Origin of the sequence: Micromonospora sp. NPDC023888 (assembly GCF_040639415.1) — a bacterium.
Taxonomy (GTDB): domain Bacteria; phylum Actinomycetota; class Actinomycetes; order Mycobacteriales; family Micromonosporaceae; genus Micromonospora.
Window position 1 is genome coordinate 13602 of sequence record NZ_JBEZZW010000061.1, and the last position, 15294, is coordinate 28895.

The window sequence follows — 15294 nt, forward strand, 5'->3', positions numbered from 1 at the left end:
CCGCAGAATCGGCGGCCAGCCGGTCACCGGTGGGCCGATGCTGGACCAATGGCAATCTTCTCCCTCCAGGCCACCCCGACCGACGCGGCGAGCTGGGCCGAGCTCGCCCGCCGGGCCGAGAGCGCCGGCTTCGACGCCCTGCTCGCCGCCGACCACCCCGGCGACGTGACGTCACCGTTCGTGGCGCTGGCCGCCGCCGCCCCGGTCACCTCGACGATCGGGCTCGGTTCGTACGTGTCGAACCTCGGCGTACGGGAACCGATGCTGCTCGCGGCCGACGTGGCCACCCTCGACCTGATCTCCGGTGGCCGGGCCCGGCTCGGTGTCGGCGCCGGTCACACCCCTGCGGAATGGCGCGCGGTGGGCCGGGAACGCCCCGACGTGGCAGGCCGGGTCCGCCGTTGCATTGGCTGTCGCCGAGGCCGTCCGCGCCCTGCTCGACGGCGCGTCGGTCACCGTCGAATCGGCCGAGCTGACGATGCGCGAGGCGGTGCTGCGCGCACCCCGGCCGGTGCAGGGCCGGATCCCGCTGACGATGGGCACGGCCAACTCGACGCTGCTGCGATGGGCCGGCGCGCACGCCGACGTGGTCGGGCTGACCGGGTTCGGACGTACCCTCGCCGACGGCCACCAGCACGAGGCGCGCTGGCGGGCCGACCAGATCGAGGCGCAGTTGGCCTGCGTGGCCGCCGGCGCGGCCGGCCGGACCGACCCGCCGGCGCTGGAGGCGCTGGTGCAGACGGTGGTGGTCACCGACGACGCGGAGGCTGCCGCCGCGGAGCAGGCCCGACGCAACGGCATGACCGTCGCCGAGCTGCTGGCCACCCCGTTCGTGCTGATCGGCACGGTGGACGAGATCATCACGGCAATCGCCGCGCACGAACAGCGCTGGGGGGTGACCCGGTTCGTGGTCCGCGTCGACGCGCTGGATCCGCTCGCACCGGTCCTGGCCCGACTGCCCTAAACCCGCCCCCTCCCCTCCGCCCCAACGCCCCATTGATCAAGAAGTTTGCGTCGGATTCCGGCTTCCGGATGACGCAAACCTCTTGATCAACGGGGGCAAGGAGGGTGGGGGGTCAGCAGCCGATCACCCAGTAGTTGGGGGCCGTCTGCTTGAGGGCGCTCGTGTAGAAGGTGTTGTAGAGGCCCATCCGCTGGTTGGAGCCGTTCGCGTAGGCGTAGCCGCCGGACTGGTAGGCCCGGCCGGCCGCCACGTGGGCGTAGTTGCTGGCCGTCACGCAAACGGGGGGCGTGGTGGGCGTCGCGGTGGGCGTGGGGGTCGGGGTGGCCGTGGCTGTGGCCGTAGGTGTCGGGGTCGGGGTGGTGCCGCCGCCGTTCAGGCCGAAGAAGAGCGCGTCGCGGTACGTCGAGCAGATGGTGTCGAGGAAGTACGCCCCGGCGGTGCCGCACTGGTCGGCCCCGGAACCCGGGTCGACCGGGGTGCCGTGACCCATGCCGGCGACCCGGTACAGCCGCACCTCGTCGTTGCCGTACACCTCCAGGCTCGTGTTGGCCGGCAGCGACGACGAACTGGTCGGGGTCTGCGAGAGACCGCGCACGTTCGTCCACTGGTCGCGGGACTCGGTGCCGTTGAACGGGGTGACGGTCGTGTCCGAGGTGCCGTGCCAGATGGCCACGCGGGGCCGCGGGCCGGTGTAGCCGGAGTACGCGCCCCGGACCAGGTCGCCCCAGGCGGCCGGGGTCTTGTCCGCACCCGGATTCATGCAGCTGAAGGCGTTGACCATGCTGGTGGCGCAGCGGTACGGGATGCCCGCGATGATCGATCCGGCGGCGAAGACGTCCGGGTACGTGGCGAGCATGACCGCGCTCATCGCCCCACCCGCGGACAACCCGCTGACGAAGACCCGGGAGCCGTCGACACCGAAGTTCGCCTTGGCGTGGTCGACCATCTGCTTGATGGACAGCGCCTCGCCCTGACCCCGAGTGGTGTCGCCGGCCTCGAAGAAGTTGAAGCAGGAGTTGGCGTTGTTGCCGGAGGGCTGTTGGGCGACGATCAGGGAGAACTTCCACTGGTCGGCGTACTTCTGCCAGCCGGAGCCAGCGAAGTAGCCGGGAGCGGTCTGCGTGCAGCCGTGCAGCAGCACCACGGCCGGGGAGTTGGCCGGCAGGTTGTCCGGCCGGTAGGCGTACATGGCGAGGTTGCCCGGGTTGGAGCCGAACCCGGTGACCTGGGTGAGGGTCGCGGCCTGGGCGGGTGCGGCGATGGCGACCGCGCCGGCTGCGGCGAGGACGAGCCCGGCGCCCACGCCGATCAGCCGGGTGAGGATGGACGAGGAGCGGCGCACGGCGGCCTCCTGAAAGGGGCGGACTGTGAACTGGGTCACGGTCGAATTGCCGTGACGTTACGACGATGTGTCGCCGCCATGACATGGGGCGCGCTCACACATTCACGGCCGCCGAGGTGTACGCCGGACCGTCGACGCGAGTCCTCCCCAACCCCACGCGACAACAACGGTCCCCTCCTCGCAGGTCTGACCGGCCTGTCCAGGTCCGGTTGGTAACGTCCGCTGCGTGCCGTCCTCCCCGTCGCTGGCCACCGGCCCCGCACCCGCGTCACCGCCGCGCGTCGTCCGGGACCGCCGGGCCGACCTGATCGTCGTGCTGGTGGCGCTCGCGCTCGCCGTCTGGGTGACAAGTGGGCTGTGGCGGGACCCGAACGTCCGCACCATCACCGTCAACTCCAGCGACCAGGCGCTCTTCGAGTGGCTGCTGGCCTTCGGCGGGCACGCGGTCACCCACGGCGACAACCCGCTCTTCACCTACCTGATCAACGTCCCGGATGGCGTGAACCTCGCGGTGAACACCTCGATCACGGTGTACGCGGTGGTCTTCGCCCCGCTCACGTACCTGATCGGGCCGCCGGCCACCTTCCTGGTGATCCTCACCCTGAACCTGCTCGCCACGGCGCTGACCTGGTATTGGCTGCTGTCCCGGCACCTGGTCCGCAGCCGGCTGGCCGCCGGGGTCGGCGGCCTGTTCATCGCCTACTCCCCCGGCATGGTCTCGCACGCCAACGCGCACCTGAACTGGACCGCCGGCTGGCTGGTGCCGCTGCTGATCTGGCGGCTGTTCGCGCTGCGCCGCGCCGGGCACTGGCTGCGCGACGGGGTGATCCTCGGCGTGCTGGTCGCGGTGGCCTTCTCGATCGCCGCCGAGGGGCTCTTCTTCGCGGCGCTGGCGCTCGGGGTGTTCGTCGCCATCTGGGCGCTGCACCCGGCCAACCGGGCCGAGGCACGCGCCGCGCTGCCGACCTTCCTGCGCGGGCTCGGGGTGACCGCCGTGGTGGCCGGCGTGCTGCTGGCGTACCCGCTGTGGCTGCACTTCGCCGGGCCGCAACGGTTCCACGGCACCGGCTTCGACCCGGTGATCCACTCCGAGGACATCGCCGCGTTCGCCGCCTTCCCGCGCCGCTCGCTGGCCGGCGAGGCGGGACTGGGCACCTCGTTGGCGCCGAACCCGACCGAGGAGAACTCGTTCTTCGGCGTCCCGCTGCTGGTGCTCACCGTCGTCTGCTTCGTCGCGCTCTGGCGGCGGGCCGACCCGGGCCGCCGGGCCACCCTCTGGGCGCTGGGCGTCCTCGCGCTGATCTTCTCGGTACTCTCCTTCGGCCCGATCGCCAAGGTCGACGGGCGGCGCACCGACCTGCCCATGCCGTTCGACCTGCTCGGGCAACTGCCGGTGGTGAACGCCGCGCTGCCGGCCCGGCTGGCCCTGGTGGTCGCGCCGGTGATCGGGCTGGTGCTGGCGTACACCATTGATCAGCTCCGGGCCGCGCCACCCCGGTACCGCCCCACGGAGTTGGCGTGGGTGCTCGCTTTCGCGGCGGCCCTGGTGCCGCTGCTACCCACCCCGCTGCTGACCGACGAGCGGGAGCCGATCCCCCGGTTCATCACCTCCGGCACCTGGCGCGACTACGTCTCACCCGACGGGGTGCTCACCCCGGTGCCGCTGACCGTGGACATCTACCCGGACGGTCAACGCTGGCAGGCGTACGCGTTGTCGCACCGGCAGGGCGAGTTCGAGATCCCGGGCGGCTTCTTCCTCGGCCCCGGCGGGCCGGACGGGCGCGGCCGGATCGGCCCGGTGCCGCGCACCCTGAGCGCGTTGATGGACCAGGCCGGCCGGACCGGGTTGGTGCCGATCATCACCGACGGGACGATCCGGGAGGTCCAGTCGGACCTGCGGCACTGGCGGATCGAGACGGTGGTGCTCGCCGACCGGGTGCACGGCGCGAAGTTCGAGGTCGACGAGGAGGCGCTGCGACGTACCGGCACCGCCCTGTTCGGCGAGCCGCAGCGGGTCGACGACGTCTGGCTCTGGCGCATCCCACCGGCCGACCGGTAGACCGCGCCACGACCGAGCGGGGCATCGCGACCGGCTCGCGTCGCGTCTAATGGGCTGATGGCAGCGACCGGCAGACGACTGTGGCGCGCCGCTGTGGTCGGGGTCGCGTTGGGGCTTGTGGCAATCAGCGCGCCGGCCGCCACGGCTGCGAACAGCACTGTCACCGGCAGCACCACGGCTTCCGGCAGCACTGCCGGCGCGGTGCCGACCCGGGTGCACAATCCGTGGCTGTGGCAGGCCACCGTGGGGCAACGTCCGGCCGGCCGGGCCGCGTTGGTGTTCTTCACCGACCGCACCCGCTACTTCGAGTCGACAGGTGTGCTTGTCGACCGGGACGGCGCATACCGGCTGATCCCGATCGGCATCGCCGAGGGGCACGGGTTGCTCTCCCCGGATGGACGGCACTACCTGCGGCCGGGCTCCGGCGAGCTGCTGGACCTCACCACCGGCCGGCAGCGCCGCACGGTGAGCACGGGCGTTCACCCGTTGGCCTGGTCGCCGGACGGGCAGCAGGTGCTGGGCACCCGCAACAACGACGACGAGGTGATCAGCTTCGGGCCGGAGAATCAGCAGCTCAACGACCCGGAGAAGCCCGACGACCTGCTCGTCGTCGACCCGTTCCGGGGCACCGAGCGGATGGTCGGCGTCGGCACCTTCGCCGCGCACACCGCAGCGGCCTGGTCACCCGGTGGCGACCTGATGGCGGTCACCGGCTCACCGGACGTGCCGGCCCAGCTCGCCGAGCGTCAGCGACTGGTGGTCGTCGACCCGGCCGGCGGCGGCCCTCGTTGGCAGGTCGACCTGGGCGACCGGCGGATACTGGCCGGCCCGGCCGCCTGGCATCCCGACGGCCGGCGGCTCGCGCTGCTCGCCTTCGACGGCTGCGCCGGGCCTCGGTGCACCTCCGAGCAGGCGGCCGCGCGCACCTGGCGGATCGAGTTCCTCGACGCGGCCACCGGCCAGGCCGTCGGCCAGGCCCTGCCGGCCGGCACCTCGGTCAGCGGAATCGTCGGCTGGCGCGGCGACGACCCGGTCCTGCGATATGTGAGCGAAACGAAGCAGCACACCGACCGGCAGACCGTTCTCGCCGCGCTGTCGCCCGACGGCGGTCGCGAGGTGCTGGTGACCACGCCGGTCGGGTCGACCGACCTGATGGTGCCGGGCGACCTGCTGAGCCGGGCCGCGTTCGGTGGTCCGGAGCCCCGGCCGTCACCGTTCGCCGCCCCGCTCTGGGTCTACCTGACGCTTGCCGTGCCGCCGCTGCTCGCCGTCGCCCTCGTCGTTCGGCGTGTTCGTCGCCGCCGCGCCGCGACGGGCCCGGCTCCGGCGTGACAACGAGCCGCCGAGCGGTGCCGCGACGGGCACGACGAGGTCCTCGTGAGGCGGCTCACCAGGGATGATCGTCGGTAGCGGGACTAGGCTGGACGCGTGACGACGACGACCCCCGGCCTGACGGCCGTCCGCGCCGGCCTGCTCGACTACCAGGCCGCCTGGGACGAGCAGCGGCGCCTGCACGAGTCGGTGGTGGCCGGCGAACGCGGCGACACCGTGCTGCTGCTGGAGCACCCGAGCGTCTACACCGCGGGCAAGCGCACCGAGCCGTGGGACCGGCCGACGGACGGCACCCCGGTCGTCGACGTGGACCGCGGCGGCAAGATCACCTGGCATGGCCCGGGGCAGCTCGTCGGCTACCCGATCGTGCGGCTGCCCGACCCGGTGGACGTGGTCGCCTACGTGCGCCGCACCGAGGAGCTGCTCATCGACGTGTGCGCCGAGTTCGGGCTGACCGCCGGCCGGGTCGAGGGGCGCAGCGGGGTCTGGGTGCCCGAGGACGACCGGGGGCCGGCCCGCAAGGTCGCCGCCATCGGCATCCGGGTCGCCCGGGGCGTCACCCTGCACGGCTTCTCGATCAACTGCGACTGCGACCTGACCTACTTCGACCGGATCGTGCCGTGCGGCATCCGCGACGCGGGCGTCACCTCGCTCACCGCCGAGCTGGGCCGCCCGATCAGCGTCGCCGACGTGCTGCCGGTGGTCGAACGCCGACTGTCCACCCTCGTCACGGTCTGAGCGCCACGTCGCCGGCGAGGCGTGGCCGCCACGGCGAACCGGGCGGCGCTCGCGCTCGACCTCAACGGCCCGCAGGCTGCCCGGCTGCGCGACCGGCTCGCCGACTGTTGACAGGGGTCGACCGAGTCCAGCGCGCAGCCGGCGCGAGTCCTACGGGGTGAGCCGGTGCAGGTCGCGCGGGAACGCGGTGACCTCCCGGATGTTGGCCGCGCCGACCAGTCGGGCCACGAACCGTTCCAGGCCGATGGCGAAGCCACCGTGCGGTGGCATGCCGTGCCGGAACGCGTCCAGGTAACCGGCGTACGGCTCGACCGGCTCACCGCGGGCCGCAAGCGCCGCCAGGTAGTCGGCGTGCCGGTGCAGCCGCTGCCCGCCGGTGACCAGCTCCAGACCACGGAAGAGCAGGTCGAAACCGTTCGAGTACGCCGGCCGCGCCGGGTCCGGGTGGGTGTAGAACGGCCGCTTCGCCATCGGGTAGCCGGTGACGAAGAGGAAGTCCGACCCGTGTTCGCGCAGGGCCCACTCGCCAAGCGCCCGTTCGTGGGCGGGCGCGAGGTCCGGCTCGTCGGCGGGAGCGCCGGCGATCGTCAGCGCCTCGGTGAAGTGCACCGCCGGGATCTCCGCCGGCACCTGCGGCGGCGTGACGCCGAGCGTCGCCAGGGCGCCACCGGCCCGCTCGCCCACGGTGCCCAGCATCCCGGCCACTGTGTCGCGCAGCACCCGCATCACGTCCCGGTGGTCGGCGACGAAGCCCAGTTCCGCGTCGAGCGACGTGTACTGCGCCAGGTGCCGGACGGTGTCGTGCGGCTCGGCCCGGAACACCGGCCCCACCTCGTAGACCCGTTCGAAGACGCCGACCATCAACTGCTTGTAGAACTGCGGCGACTGGGCCAGGTACGCGGGCCCGCCGAACCAGTCCAACGCGAACACGTTCGCCCCGCTCTCGGTGCAGGAGCTGACCACCTTCGGGGTGTGGATCTCCACGAAGTCGTGGGCGTCGAGGGCGGCCCGGAACCCGGCGACCGCAGCCGCCGAGATCCGCAACGCGGCCGACCGGGTGGGGTGGCGCAGGGCGATCGGCGCGTTGTCGAGTTGGGTGGGCAGGCTGGCGGTGAGCGCCGGCCGGTACAGGTCGAACGGTGGCGGCACGGCGGGCGGCCCGAGCGGGCGTACCTCCGGGTCGGTCAGCTCGACCCCGGCGGGCGCCGTGTCGTTCGCGGTCACCGTGGCGGTGACCTCGACGACCGTCTCCTCGGGAAGTTTCTCCAGCTCGGCGCGGACGGCCGGGTCGGTGACGACCACCTGGGCCAGGCCGGCGGCGTCCCGAACGATCAGGAAGGCCACCGACTTGAGCAGTCGGCGGCGGTGCACCCACCCGGCGATCCGCACGGTCGCGCCGATCTGGGCGGGCAGGTGGTGGGACAGGGTTCGTTGCATGGCGGGCTGCTCCTCGGTTGATCGCCACGCCGTCGCCGCCCTGGGGAGGCGAAGCGTCGCATCAGCCCCAGGGAGGTGTGGGCGAGCGGGAACCTCGCGGTGCCACCACACCTTCACCCCCGCCGAAGCGGGGGCCTCGTTCGTCGCCTGATGACCGGGGCCAACCGGGCGGGCTCTACTGGGCACGGGTGACCCGTAACCGTTCTTCCCGCAGCTCAGGAGGGTCTTCGCGCGCCGGCGCCAGACCGCCTCTCAGCACCGGCGGCTCTCTGCACTGGCGGGTCGGCGCGCTACTCGGCTCCGTCGTCGCTGTTGGCGGAGACCGTAGCACCGGATCCCGACGGGTGTGACGCCTTTTTTCGGCTATCCGGTGTCCGGCGTCACAACGTTTGGAGCGTGACGCCGGTCGCCTGGCGTACATAGACACCTGCCGTCCGGCGTAGGCTCATTTTCGTGACGATCGAGCACTCCGCGCCGACGACCGGCCAGGCAGCGCGCACCGCAACGGCGGCCCCCGAGGGGCGGCGTCTGCTGCGCATCGAGGCGCGCAACGCCGAGACGCCGATCGAGCGCAAACCGCCGTGGATCAAGGTCAAGGCCAAGATGGGTCCGGAGTACACCCAGCTGCGCGGGCTCGTCTCGCGCGAAGGGCTGCACACCGTCTGCCAGGAGGCCGGCTGCCCCAACATCTACGAGTGTTGGGAGGACCGGGAGGCCACCTTCCTCATCGGTGGCGACCAGTGCACCCGGCGCTGCGACTTCTGCCAGATCGACACCGGCAAGCCGGCCGAGTTCGACGCCGACGAGCCGCGCCGCGTGGCCGAGTCGGTGGTCTCGATGGGGCTGCGCTACGCCACCATCACCGGTGTCGCCCGCGACGACCTGCCTGACGGCGGCGCCTGGCTGTACGCCGAGACCGTCCGACAGATCCACGCGCTCCAGCCCGGCTGCGGCGTCGAGCTGCTGATCCCGGACTTCAACGCCGTGCCCGAGCAGCTCGCCGAGGTCTTCGGCTCCCGCCCGGAGGTGCTGGCGCACAACGTGGAGACCGTGCCGCGCATCTTCAAGCGCATCCGGCCGGCGTTCCGCTACGACCGTTCGCTGGACGTCATCCGGCAGGCCCGCGCCGACGGTCTGGTCACCAAGAGCAACCTCATCCTGGGCATGGGCGAGGAGCGCGCCGAGGTCTCGCAGGCGCTGCGCGACCTGCACGAGGCCGGCTGCGAGCTGATCACCATCACCCAGTACCTGCGCCCCTCCCCCCGGCACCACCCGGTGACCCGCTGGGTCAAGCCGGAGGAGTTCGTGGAGCTGCGCGAGGAGGCCGAGGAGATCGGCTTCGCCGGCGTGATGAGCGGGCCGCTGGTGCGGTCGTCGTACCGGGCCGGTCGGCTCTACAAGCAGGCCCTCGACGCCCGCGCCGCCACCCCGGTCGCCACCACCGCCTGATCCGCACCGGCCCGGCGGCCGAATGTCATGATCGTGCGATGACCGCCGGGGTACGCCAGCAGCCGCGTGACGCGGGATCCCCGCGTCCACGGCCAGGCGGGCGTCTCGGCCTGGTCGGCTGGTTGACCGGGCTGGCCGTGCTCGCCGGGGTGGGTTACCGGCTCTGGCTGCTGGGCCACGCCGCGCCACCCACCAACAGCGACGAGGCCGCCATGGGGTTGGCCGCGCTGCACATCGCCCGAGCTGAGGACTTCCCGGTCTGGTTCTACGGCCAGCAGTACATGGGGCCGCTGGAGGCGTACCTGGCCGCGCCGGTGTTCGCGCTGGCCGGTGGACCGTCGCTGCTCGGTCTGCGACTGCCCACCCTCGCGCTGTACGTGCTGTTCCTGCTGCTGGCCTGGCGGTTGACGCTGCGACTGACCGGGGACCGGTGGTTCGGGCTGCTGGTGGTCACGCTGCTGGCCCTCGGCTCCGACCGGGTGGTCAAGAACCAGTTGATCGCCGGGGGCGGCTACCCCGAGATGAACGCGGTCGGGATGGCGCTGGCCGTGCTCGCCGTGGATCTGGCCGCCGGAAGGCCGGGGTGGCGGCTGACACGCTGGGCGCTGTGCGGGTTCCTGGCCGGCCTGATGGTCTGGGTCGACCCGCTGGTCCTGCCGTACGTCGTGGCGCTCGGTGCGGTGCTCGTCGGGTTCTGCCGCCGGGAGCTGCGGGGTGCGGCCGGGGCGCTGCTCGGGGCCGCCGCCGTGCTGGGCGCCGCCCCGCTGCTGCTGGACAGCGTGCTGACCGGCAGCAACCCCTTGAACGCGGTGCTCGCCGCCAGCGGCGCGAACGCCAGCGCGGGCTGGGCGGACCGGCTGCACGGTGGCCTGCTGCTCGGCCCGGCGCTGGGCATGGGGTTCTGCGGTCCCGGGCGGTGCGCCACCTGGCAACTGTGGTGGGCGCTCGCCCTGCCGCTGCTGCTGGCCCTCGCCGCCGCCACCGCCTGGCGGACGCTGCGTCAATCGGCCGCCGCCCCGGCTGGCCCCACCGCCTCCGCAGACCCCGGCGGCCCCGCCGACCCGGCACCGCGGGTGGTGGCGGCGATCTGGCTGGCGCTCGTGCTGGCCGCGGTCGGCACGCTCGGCGCGTACACCGTGAGCAGTTCCGCCGGTCTCACCCCGGTGGAGAGTTCCCGCTATCTGTCCTGCCTGCTCATCTCGCTGCCGGCACTGCTGTGGCCGGTCTGGGCGACGGCCCGTGGCGGTCTGCGACAGCCGGCGAGCGACAGTCGCGGCGTCGGGCCGGCGCTGGCCCACCCGGTCGCGCTGGCGTTGCTCGTGGCCACCCTGGGCACCGCCGGCCACGCCACCTGGCAGGCAGCGCGGACCGCACCCGCGACACGGGCCGCTGAGGCCCGGCACACCGAGTTGGTGACCACCCTGCGTCAGCTCGGCGTGCGACACGTCCGCGCCGGCTACTGGACCTGCAACCGGCTCACCTTCGCAACAGCGGAGCAGGTGGTCTGCGCGGTCGTCGACGATGCGTTGCGCCCCGGCTTCGACCGCTACCCCGCGTACCGGCGGGAGGTCGACGGCGCGGCGGCGCCGGTCTGGGTCGCGCCGACCGGCTCGCCGTTGGCGCACACCCTCGACGAGCGGCTGCGCACCGCCCCGGGCAGCCTGAACCTGGTCACGATCGACGGCTGGCGGATCTACCTGCCGTCGGCCTGACCCCGCGCGCCCGGCCCGACGGTGACCGCCGCCCCCGGCCGCCGGCACGCTCGTCAGCGGGGTGGCGCGGGCTCGGCGAGCAGGCCGAGGCGGTGGGCCAGCGCGGCGGCCTCTCCCCGGTTGGTCACGTCGAGCTTCGCGATGATCCGGGAGACGTGCACGCTCGCCGTCTTCGGGGAGATGAACAACTGCTCGGCGATCCGGCTGTTGCTGTGCCCCTCGGCGACCAGCCGCAGCACCTCCCGTTCCCGGGCGGTCAACAGATCGGCGCCGGCCCCGCCCTGACCCGTGCCGCGCAGGCCGACCCGCCGCGCCAGGGTTGCGGCCGCCTCGGCCAGCGGCGTCGCGCCCAACCGCCGGGCGATCTCCGTGGCCTCGGTGACCGCCGCCGACACCTCGTCCCGTTCGCCGGCGGCGGCGGCCGCCTCGGCCAGCGCCAGCAACGCCCGACCGAGCGGGTACGGCTGCCCGTCGGCACGCCACGCGTCCACCGCCGACCGCCAGGCCGGCAGCACCTGGTCGCCGACCGCCAGCAGGGCGGTGACCTGGGCGGCGTGCGCCCGCGCCGCCGGATGCCGGGCCGGCAGGTCAGCGGCGAGCGCGGACGCCGCGGCGGCCAGCTCCCGGTCACCCACCCGGGCGGCGGTACGGGCGACGGCGCTGAGCACCGGCCAGCCCTCCCGGGGCAGTTGCGGCAGATGCGCGTCGGCCAGCGCGGCGCGGGCGGCGCGTACCGCCTCGATCTTGTCGTCGGCGGCCAACGCGGCCTCGATCCCCAGCTCGTGCAGGGGCAGCCGGTGGTTCGGCCACAGGTAGGGCCGGCCGAGGAAGGCCAACGCCCGGTCGACCAGTTCCTCGGCGCCCGGGTGGGCGCGGGCCAGCCGCAGCCCGGCGCCCAACTGGAGCCAGTGCAGCCCGGTGACGCCGGACAGGTCGATCCGGGCGGCCTCCGCGCACACCGCCTCGGCCTCGTCCCACCGACCCAGCGCGATCAGCGCCTCGGCCCGGTTCGACAGCAGGTACGCCCCGGTGGAGCGGCTGATCCCCACCCGCCGCGCCTCGGCCACACCGGCCTCGGCCGCCTGCGCGGACTCGGCGTAGCGACCCAGCTCGCAGAGCACGTCCGACTGGAACACCTTGGCGAGCACCAGCGCCGGCGTGTCCCCGGCCGCACGGGCGACGGCCTCGACCTCGGCCAGCCCGGTCAGCCCACGCTCCAGATCCCGCTGGCCGTGGCAGAGCAGGGCGATCCGCGTCGGCAGCAGGGCCAACTCCTCGCCGAGGGCCGCGGCGGCCGCACTCGCCTCGGCGGCCACCCGGGCGGCCTGCTGAGGAGCGATCTTGGCGAGGTGGGAGGCGATGTCGGCGAGCAGCCGGACCCGCTCCACGCCGACCGGGCCACCGGCAGCCAACCGGTACGCCTCATCCAGCTCACGGCTGCCGTCACTCTTGCCGAGCAGGGCCATCAGTCGACCCCGCTGGTTCAGCAGCCGGGCGGCACGCAGCGGCGCTGCGTCGGCGTCCACCTCGGCCAGCCCGGCCCGGGTCAGGGTGATCGCCCGGCTGAAGTCACCGGCGGTGATCGCGGCGTCCAGGGTCTGCTCAAGCAACGCCAGGTGGTCGATGCCGAGCAGGTCGGCGGCGTCGGGCACCAACTCCCACAGCTCCAGCGCCCGCTCCAACAGTCGGCGCTGCTCGGCGTAGGCGTACCGGTCGGCGGCGGCGCGGGCCGCCGCGAGCGCGGCGACCAGGGCGCGCGGGTGGTCGTGCGCGGCGTACCAGTGGTGGGCGATCTCGGCGGGGGCCCGGCCGACGGCGACCAGGTGCGGCTGCGCCTCGATCGCGGCGGCGAAGCGGGCGTGCAGCCGGGCGTGCTCGCCGGGCAGCAACTCGTCGTGCACGGCCTCGCGGACCAGCGCGTGCCGGAACTCGTAGTCGCCGTCCGGGTCGGCCACCACGAGTTGGGCGGCGACGGCGGCACGCAGCGCGTCCTCCAACTCGGTGTCCGGCAACCCGGCGACCTCGGCGAGCAGGTCGTGGGCGAACCGGGTGCCGCCGGCCGCGGCGATCCGCAGCACCCGCTGGGACGGCTCGGGCAGCCGGTCCACCCGGGCCAACAGCAGGTCACGCAGGGTCTCGGGAAGCGCCGCGCAGCCGACCGGATCGCCGGCGACGGCCAACTCCTCGATGAAGAAGGGATTGCCCTGGGTCCGCTCGTGGACGTCGTCGACGGCACGGGCGGACGGCTCGGCACCGAGCAGATCCGCGAGGATCGCGGCGGTGCCGTCGCGGTCCAGCCGGCCCAGCTCGACCCGGCGCACGCCACGAACCCGGTCCAGCTCGGCCAGGAACGGGCGCAACGGGTGACCACGCTGCAACTCGTCCGTGCGGTAGGTGCAGACCAGCAGCAGCCGGCCCGGTCGGGCCGCCCGGACCAGGAAGCCGATCAGGTCGCGGGTGGAGCGGTCGGCCCAGTGCAGGTCCTCGATCAGCAGCACCAACGGCCGGGCCTCGGCGAGCCGTTGGAACAGCTCGGCGACCAGGTCGAACAGGTAGCCGCGCGGGGCGTCACCGACCGGCGCGGCGCTCGGCGCGGCCAGCGTCGCCCGGCCCAGCTCCGGCAGCAGCCGGGCGAACTCCGCCTCGTAGCCGGAGAACACCTCCGGGCCGTCGACGCGCAGCACCGCGCGCAGGGCGGCGGCGAACGGGGCGAAGGGAAGACCCGCCTCGCCCAACTCCAGGCACTGGCCGACAAGCACCCGCGCCCCGCCGTCGGCGGCCCAGCCGGAGAACTCCTCCAACAGCCGGGTCTTGCCCACGCCCGCCTCGCCACCGACCAGCACCGTGCTCGGCTCCCCCGCCCGTACGCGGGCCAGCGTCTCGCGCAGCGTCGCCAGCTCGCGCTGACGGCCGACGAGGACGGAACTGGCGGCGCGTACGGTCACGGAAGCGAGCATGCCATGACGGCCGCCCGCCCCGGGCCCGCCGATCGGCGGGACGGCCTCCGGTCGACCGTCGCGCAGGGCGGGCACCGTGGGCGTGGCCGCCGGGGCGGGCGCGGTCACCGGCGGTCGTCGCCGAGGCGGCGGGTCTGCTGGCGGCGGCCCAGCCAGGTGCGGCCGGGGCGTCGTGACACCGCGCGGGCGAGCCGGTCCGCGGCCACCTCGGCGCGCAGCTCGGCGGCGTGCGTACGGTGCAGGGAGAGCAGGAATTCCGCGTCGTTGCCGAACATGTCGGTCTCCTTCGTCGTGGTGTCGTCCGCTGCTGATGACTCTCCGCGCGAAGGCCCCACCCGGGCATGGGCACAGCGCCTGATCTTCACCGTCGACGCCCTCCTTACTCGCCCGGCCGGCACCGGCGAAGCGACGTAAGGTACTCAGCCGGCCGGGACCCGGACGCGGATCAACGGGGCGGGCGGCGACCACTAGACTCTGCGGCATGGCAAAGCCCCAGGAGAAGGTCTCGTTCGGCCAGCGGCTGAAGCAGATCGGGATGGTGTTCCAGTTCACCGCCAAGCAGGACCGGTGGTTCGCGCCGTTGGTCGCCGCCGCGGTGCTCATCCCGCTCGCCCTCACCGTGGTCGCGGTCATCCTCTGGAGCTGGATCTGGCTGCCGATCGGCATCCTGTTCGTCCTGCTCGCGGTGCTGATCGTGCTCAACCTGCGGTCCAACAAGGCGATGATGAACGCCGCCGAGGGCCAGCCCGGGGCGGCGGCGCAGATCATGGAGAACATGCGCGGCGACTGGCGGGTGACCCCGGCGGTCAGCTCGACCACCCAGATGGACATGGTCCACCTGGTCATCGGCCGGCCGGGCGTGATCCTGCTGGCCGAGGGCAACCCGCAGCGGGTGCGTGGCCTGCTCGGGCAGGAGAAGCGGCGGCTGTCGAAGGTGATCGGCTCCGCGCCCCTGCACGACTACGTGATCGGGCAGGACGAGGGCGAGCTGCCGATCCGCAAGCTCCGCACGACGCTGCTGCGTCTGCCCCGCGCGCTCTCCGGCAAGGACGTCAACTCGCTGGACAAGCGACTCAAGGCGCTCACCGCCCGTCCGCAGATGCCCAAGGGCGCGATCCCGAAGAACATGCGGCCGCCGGGCGCCTTCCGCCAGTCGCGGGGCCGCTGACCCCTTCGACGTACGCCGAGAAGAGCCGGACCCGAACGGGCCCGGCTCTTTTTCGTCGTGCCGCCTCGCGCCTCGCGCCTCGCGCCTCGCGCCTCGCGCCCCGCGCCCCGCGCCCCGCGCCCCGCGCCCCGCGCCC

At 73.6% G+C, this 15294-nt stretch carries 11 protein-coding genes and 1 pseudogene; 8 read left to right on the forward strand and 4 right to left on the reverse strand.

All coding sequences use genetic code 11. The annotated features are described in order from the left end of the window. Positions 1-48: 48 nt before the first annotated feature. Both AB0F61_RS32520 and AB0F61_RS32525 read left to right on the forward strand, forming a co-directional pair. Positions 49-336: pseudogene (locus AB0F61_RS32520) on the forward strand (LLM class flavin-dependent oxidoreductase); the annotation flags it as partial. A 70-nt stretch (positions 337-406) separates the two neighbouring features. Then, a complete protein-coding gene (locus AB0F61_RS32525) occupies positions 407-964 on the forward strand; it encodes an LLM class flavin-dependent oxidoreductase (protein ID WP_357817728.1) in 558 nt (185 codons plus the stop codon). Positions 965-1076: 112 nt separating this feature from the next. On the opposite strand, the gene AB0F61_RS32530 is transcribed toward AB0F61_RS32525, so the two are convergent. Next, the gene (locus tag AB0F61_RS32530) at positions 1077-2306 is read right to left on the reverse strand and encodes a PHB depolymerase family esterase (RefSeq protein WP_357817753.1); all 1230 of its coding nucleotides are present in this window, start codon (positions 2304-2306) and stop codon (positions 1077-1079) included. 226 nt (positions 2307-2532) lie between these two features. Here AB0F61_RS32530 and AB0F61_RS32535 point away from each other — a divergent pair, with 226 nt between their 5' ends. The 3 genes from AB0F61_RS32535 (at position 2533) to lipB (ending at position 6435) form a co-directional block, all read left to right on the forward strand. Then, positions 2533-4365, forward strand: coding sequence for a DUF2079 domain-containing protein (locus tag AB0F61_RS32535; protein ID WP_357817731.1), 1833 nt, complete (start codon positions 2533-2535; stop codon positions 4363-4365). A gap of 57 nt (positions 4366-4422) precedes the next feature. Further along, positions 4423-5697, forward strand: a complete 1275-nt coding sequence (locus tag AB0F61_RS32540; protein ID WP_357817734.1) for a hypothetical protein — start codon at positions 4423-4425, stop codon at positions 5695-5697. A 96-nt stretch (positions 5698-5793) separates the two neighbouring features. Next, complete coding sequence (gene lipB, locus AB0F61_RS32545) at positions 5794-6435, forward strand: lipoyl(octanoyl) transferase LipB (RefSeq protein WP_357817736.1); 642 nt, start codon at positions 5794-5796, stop codon at positions 6433-6435. Between the two features lie 150 nt (positions 6436-6585). On the opposite strand, the gene aspS is transcribed toward lipB, so the two are convergent. Then, positions 6586-7872, reverse strand: coding sequence for an aspartate--tRNA(Asn) ligase (gene aspS / locus AB0F61_RS32550; protein WP_357817739.1), 1287 nt, complete (start codon positions 7870-7872; stop codon positions 6586-6588). 453 nt (positions 7873-8325) lie between these two features. Here aspS and lipA point away from each other — a divergent pair, with 453 nt between their 5' ends. Together lipA and AB0F61_RS32560 are read left to right on the forward strand one after the other, a co-directional pair. Further along, a complete protein-coding gene (gene lipA, locus AB0F61_RS32555; RefSeq protein ID WP_357817742.1) occupies positions 8326-9321 on the forward strand; it encodes a lipoyl synthase in 996 nt (331 codons plus the stop codon). Positions 9322-9359: 38 nt separating this feature from the next. Then, a complete protein-coding gene (locus tag AB0F61_RS32560) occupies positions 9360-11033 on the forward strand; it encodes a hypothetical protein (RefSeq protein ID WP_357817745.1) in 1674 nt (557 codons plus the stop codon). Between the two features lie 53 nt (positions 11034-11086). Here the strand turns inward: AB0F61_RS32560 and AB0F61_RS32565 are convergent, their stop codons facing one another. Further along, positions 11087-13978, reverse strand: a complete 2892-nt coding sequence (locus AB0F61_RS32565; protein ID WP_357817748.1) for an AAA family ATPase — start codon at positions 13976-13978, stop codon at positions 11087-11089. A gap of 116 nt (positions 13979-14094) precedes the next feature. After that, on the reverse strand, positions 14095-14265 hold the full coding sequence (locus tag AB0F61_RS32570) for a hypothetical protein (RefSeq protein WP_355032421.1): 171 nt from the start codon (positions 14263-14265) through the stop codon (positions 14095-14097). A 206-nt stretch (positions 14266-14471) separates the two neighbouring features. Here AB0F61_RS32570 and AB0F61_RS32575 point away from each other — a divergent pair, with 206 nt between their 5' ends. After that, the gene (locus AB0F61_RS32575; protein ID WP_357358122.1) at positions 14472-15158 is read left to right on the forward strand and encodes a DUF4191 domain-containing protein; all 687 of its coding nucleotides are present in this window, start codon (positions 14472-14474) and stop codon (positions 15156-15158) included. Positions 15159-15294: the final 136 nt, after the last annotated feature.

Bases quoted from the DNA above. Each gene is read 5' to 3' on its own strand.
- AB0F61_RS32575 (WP_357358122.1), top strand. From the start codon at position 14,472: ATGGCAAAGCCCCAGGAGAAGGTCTCGTTCGGCCAGCGGCTGAAGCAG.
- AB0F61_RS32570 (WP_355032421.1), bottom strand. From the start codon at position 14,265: ATGTTCGGCAACGACGCGGAATTCCTGCTCTCCCTGCACCGTACGCAC.
- AB0F61_RS32540 (WP_357817734.1), top strand. From the start codon at position 4,423: ATGGCAGCGACCGGCAGACGACTGTGGCGCGCCGCTGTGGTCGGGGTC.
- AB0F61_RS32560 (WP_357817745.1), top strand. From the start codon at position 9,360: ATGACCGCCGGGGTACGCCAGCAGCCGCGTGACGCGGGATCCCCGCGT.
- aspS (WP_357817739.1), bottom strand. From the start codon at position 7,872: ATGCAACGAACCCTGTCCCACCACCTGCCCGCCCAGATCGGCGCGACC.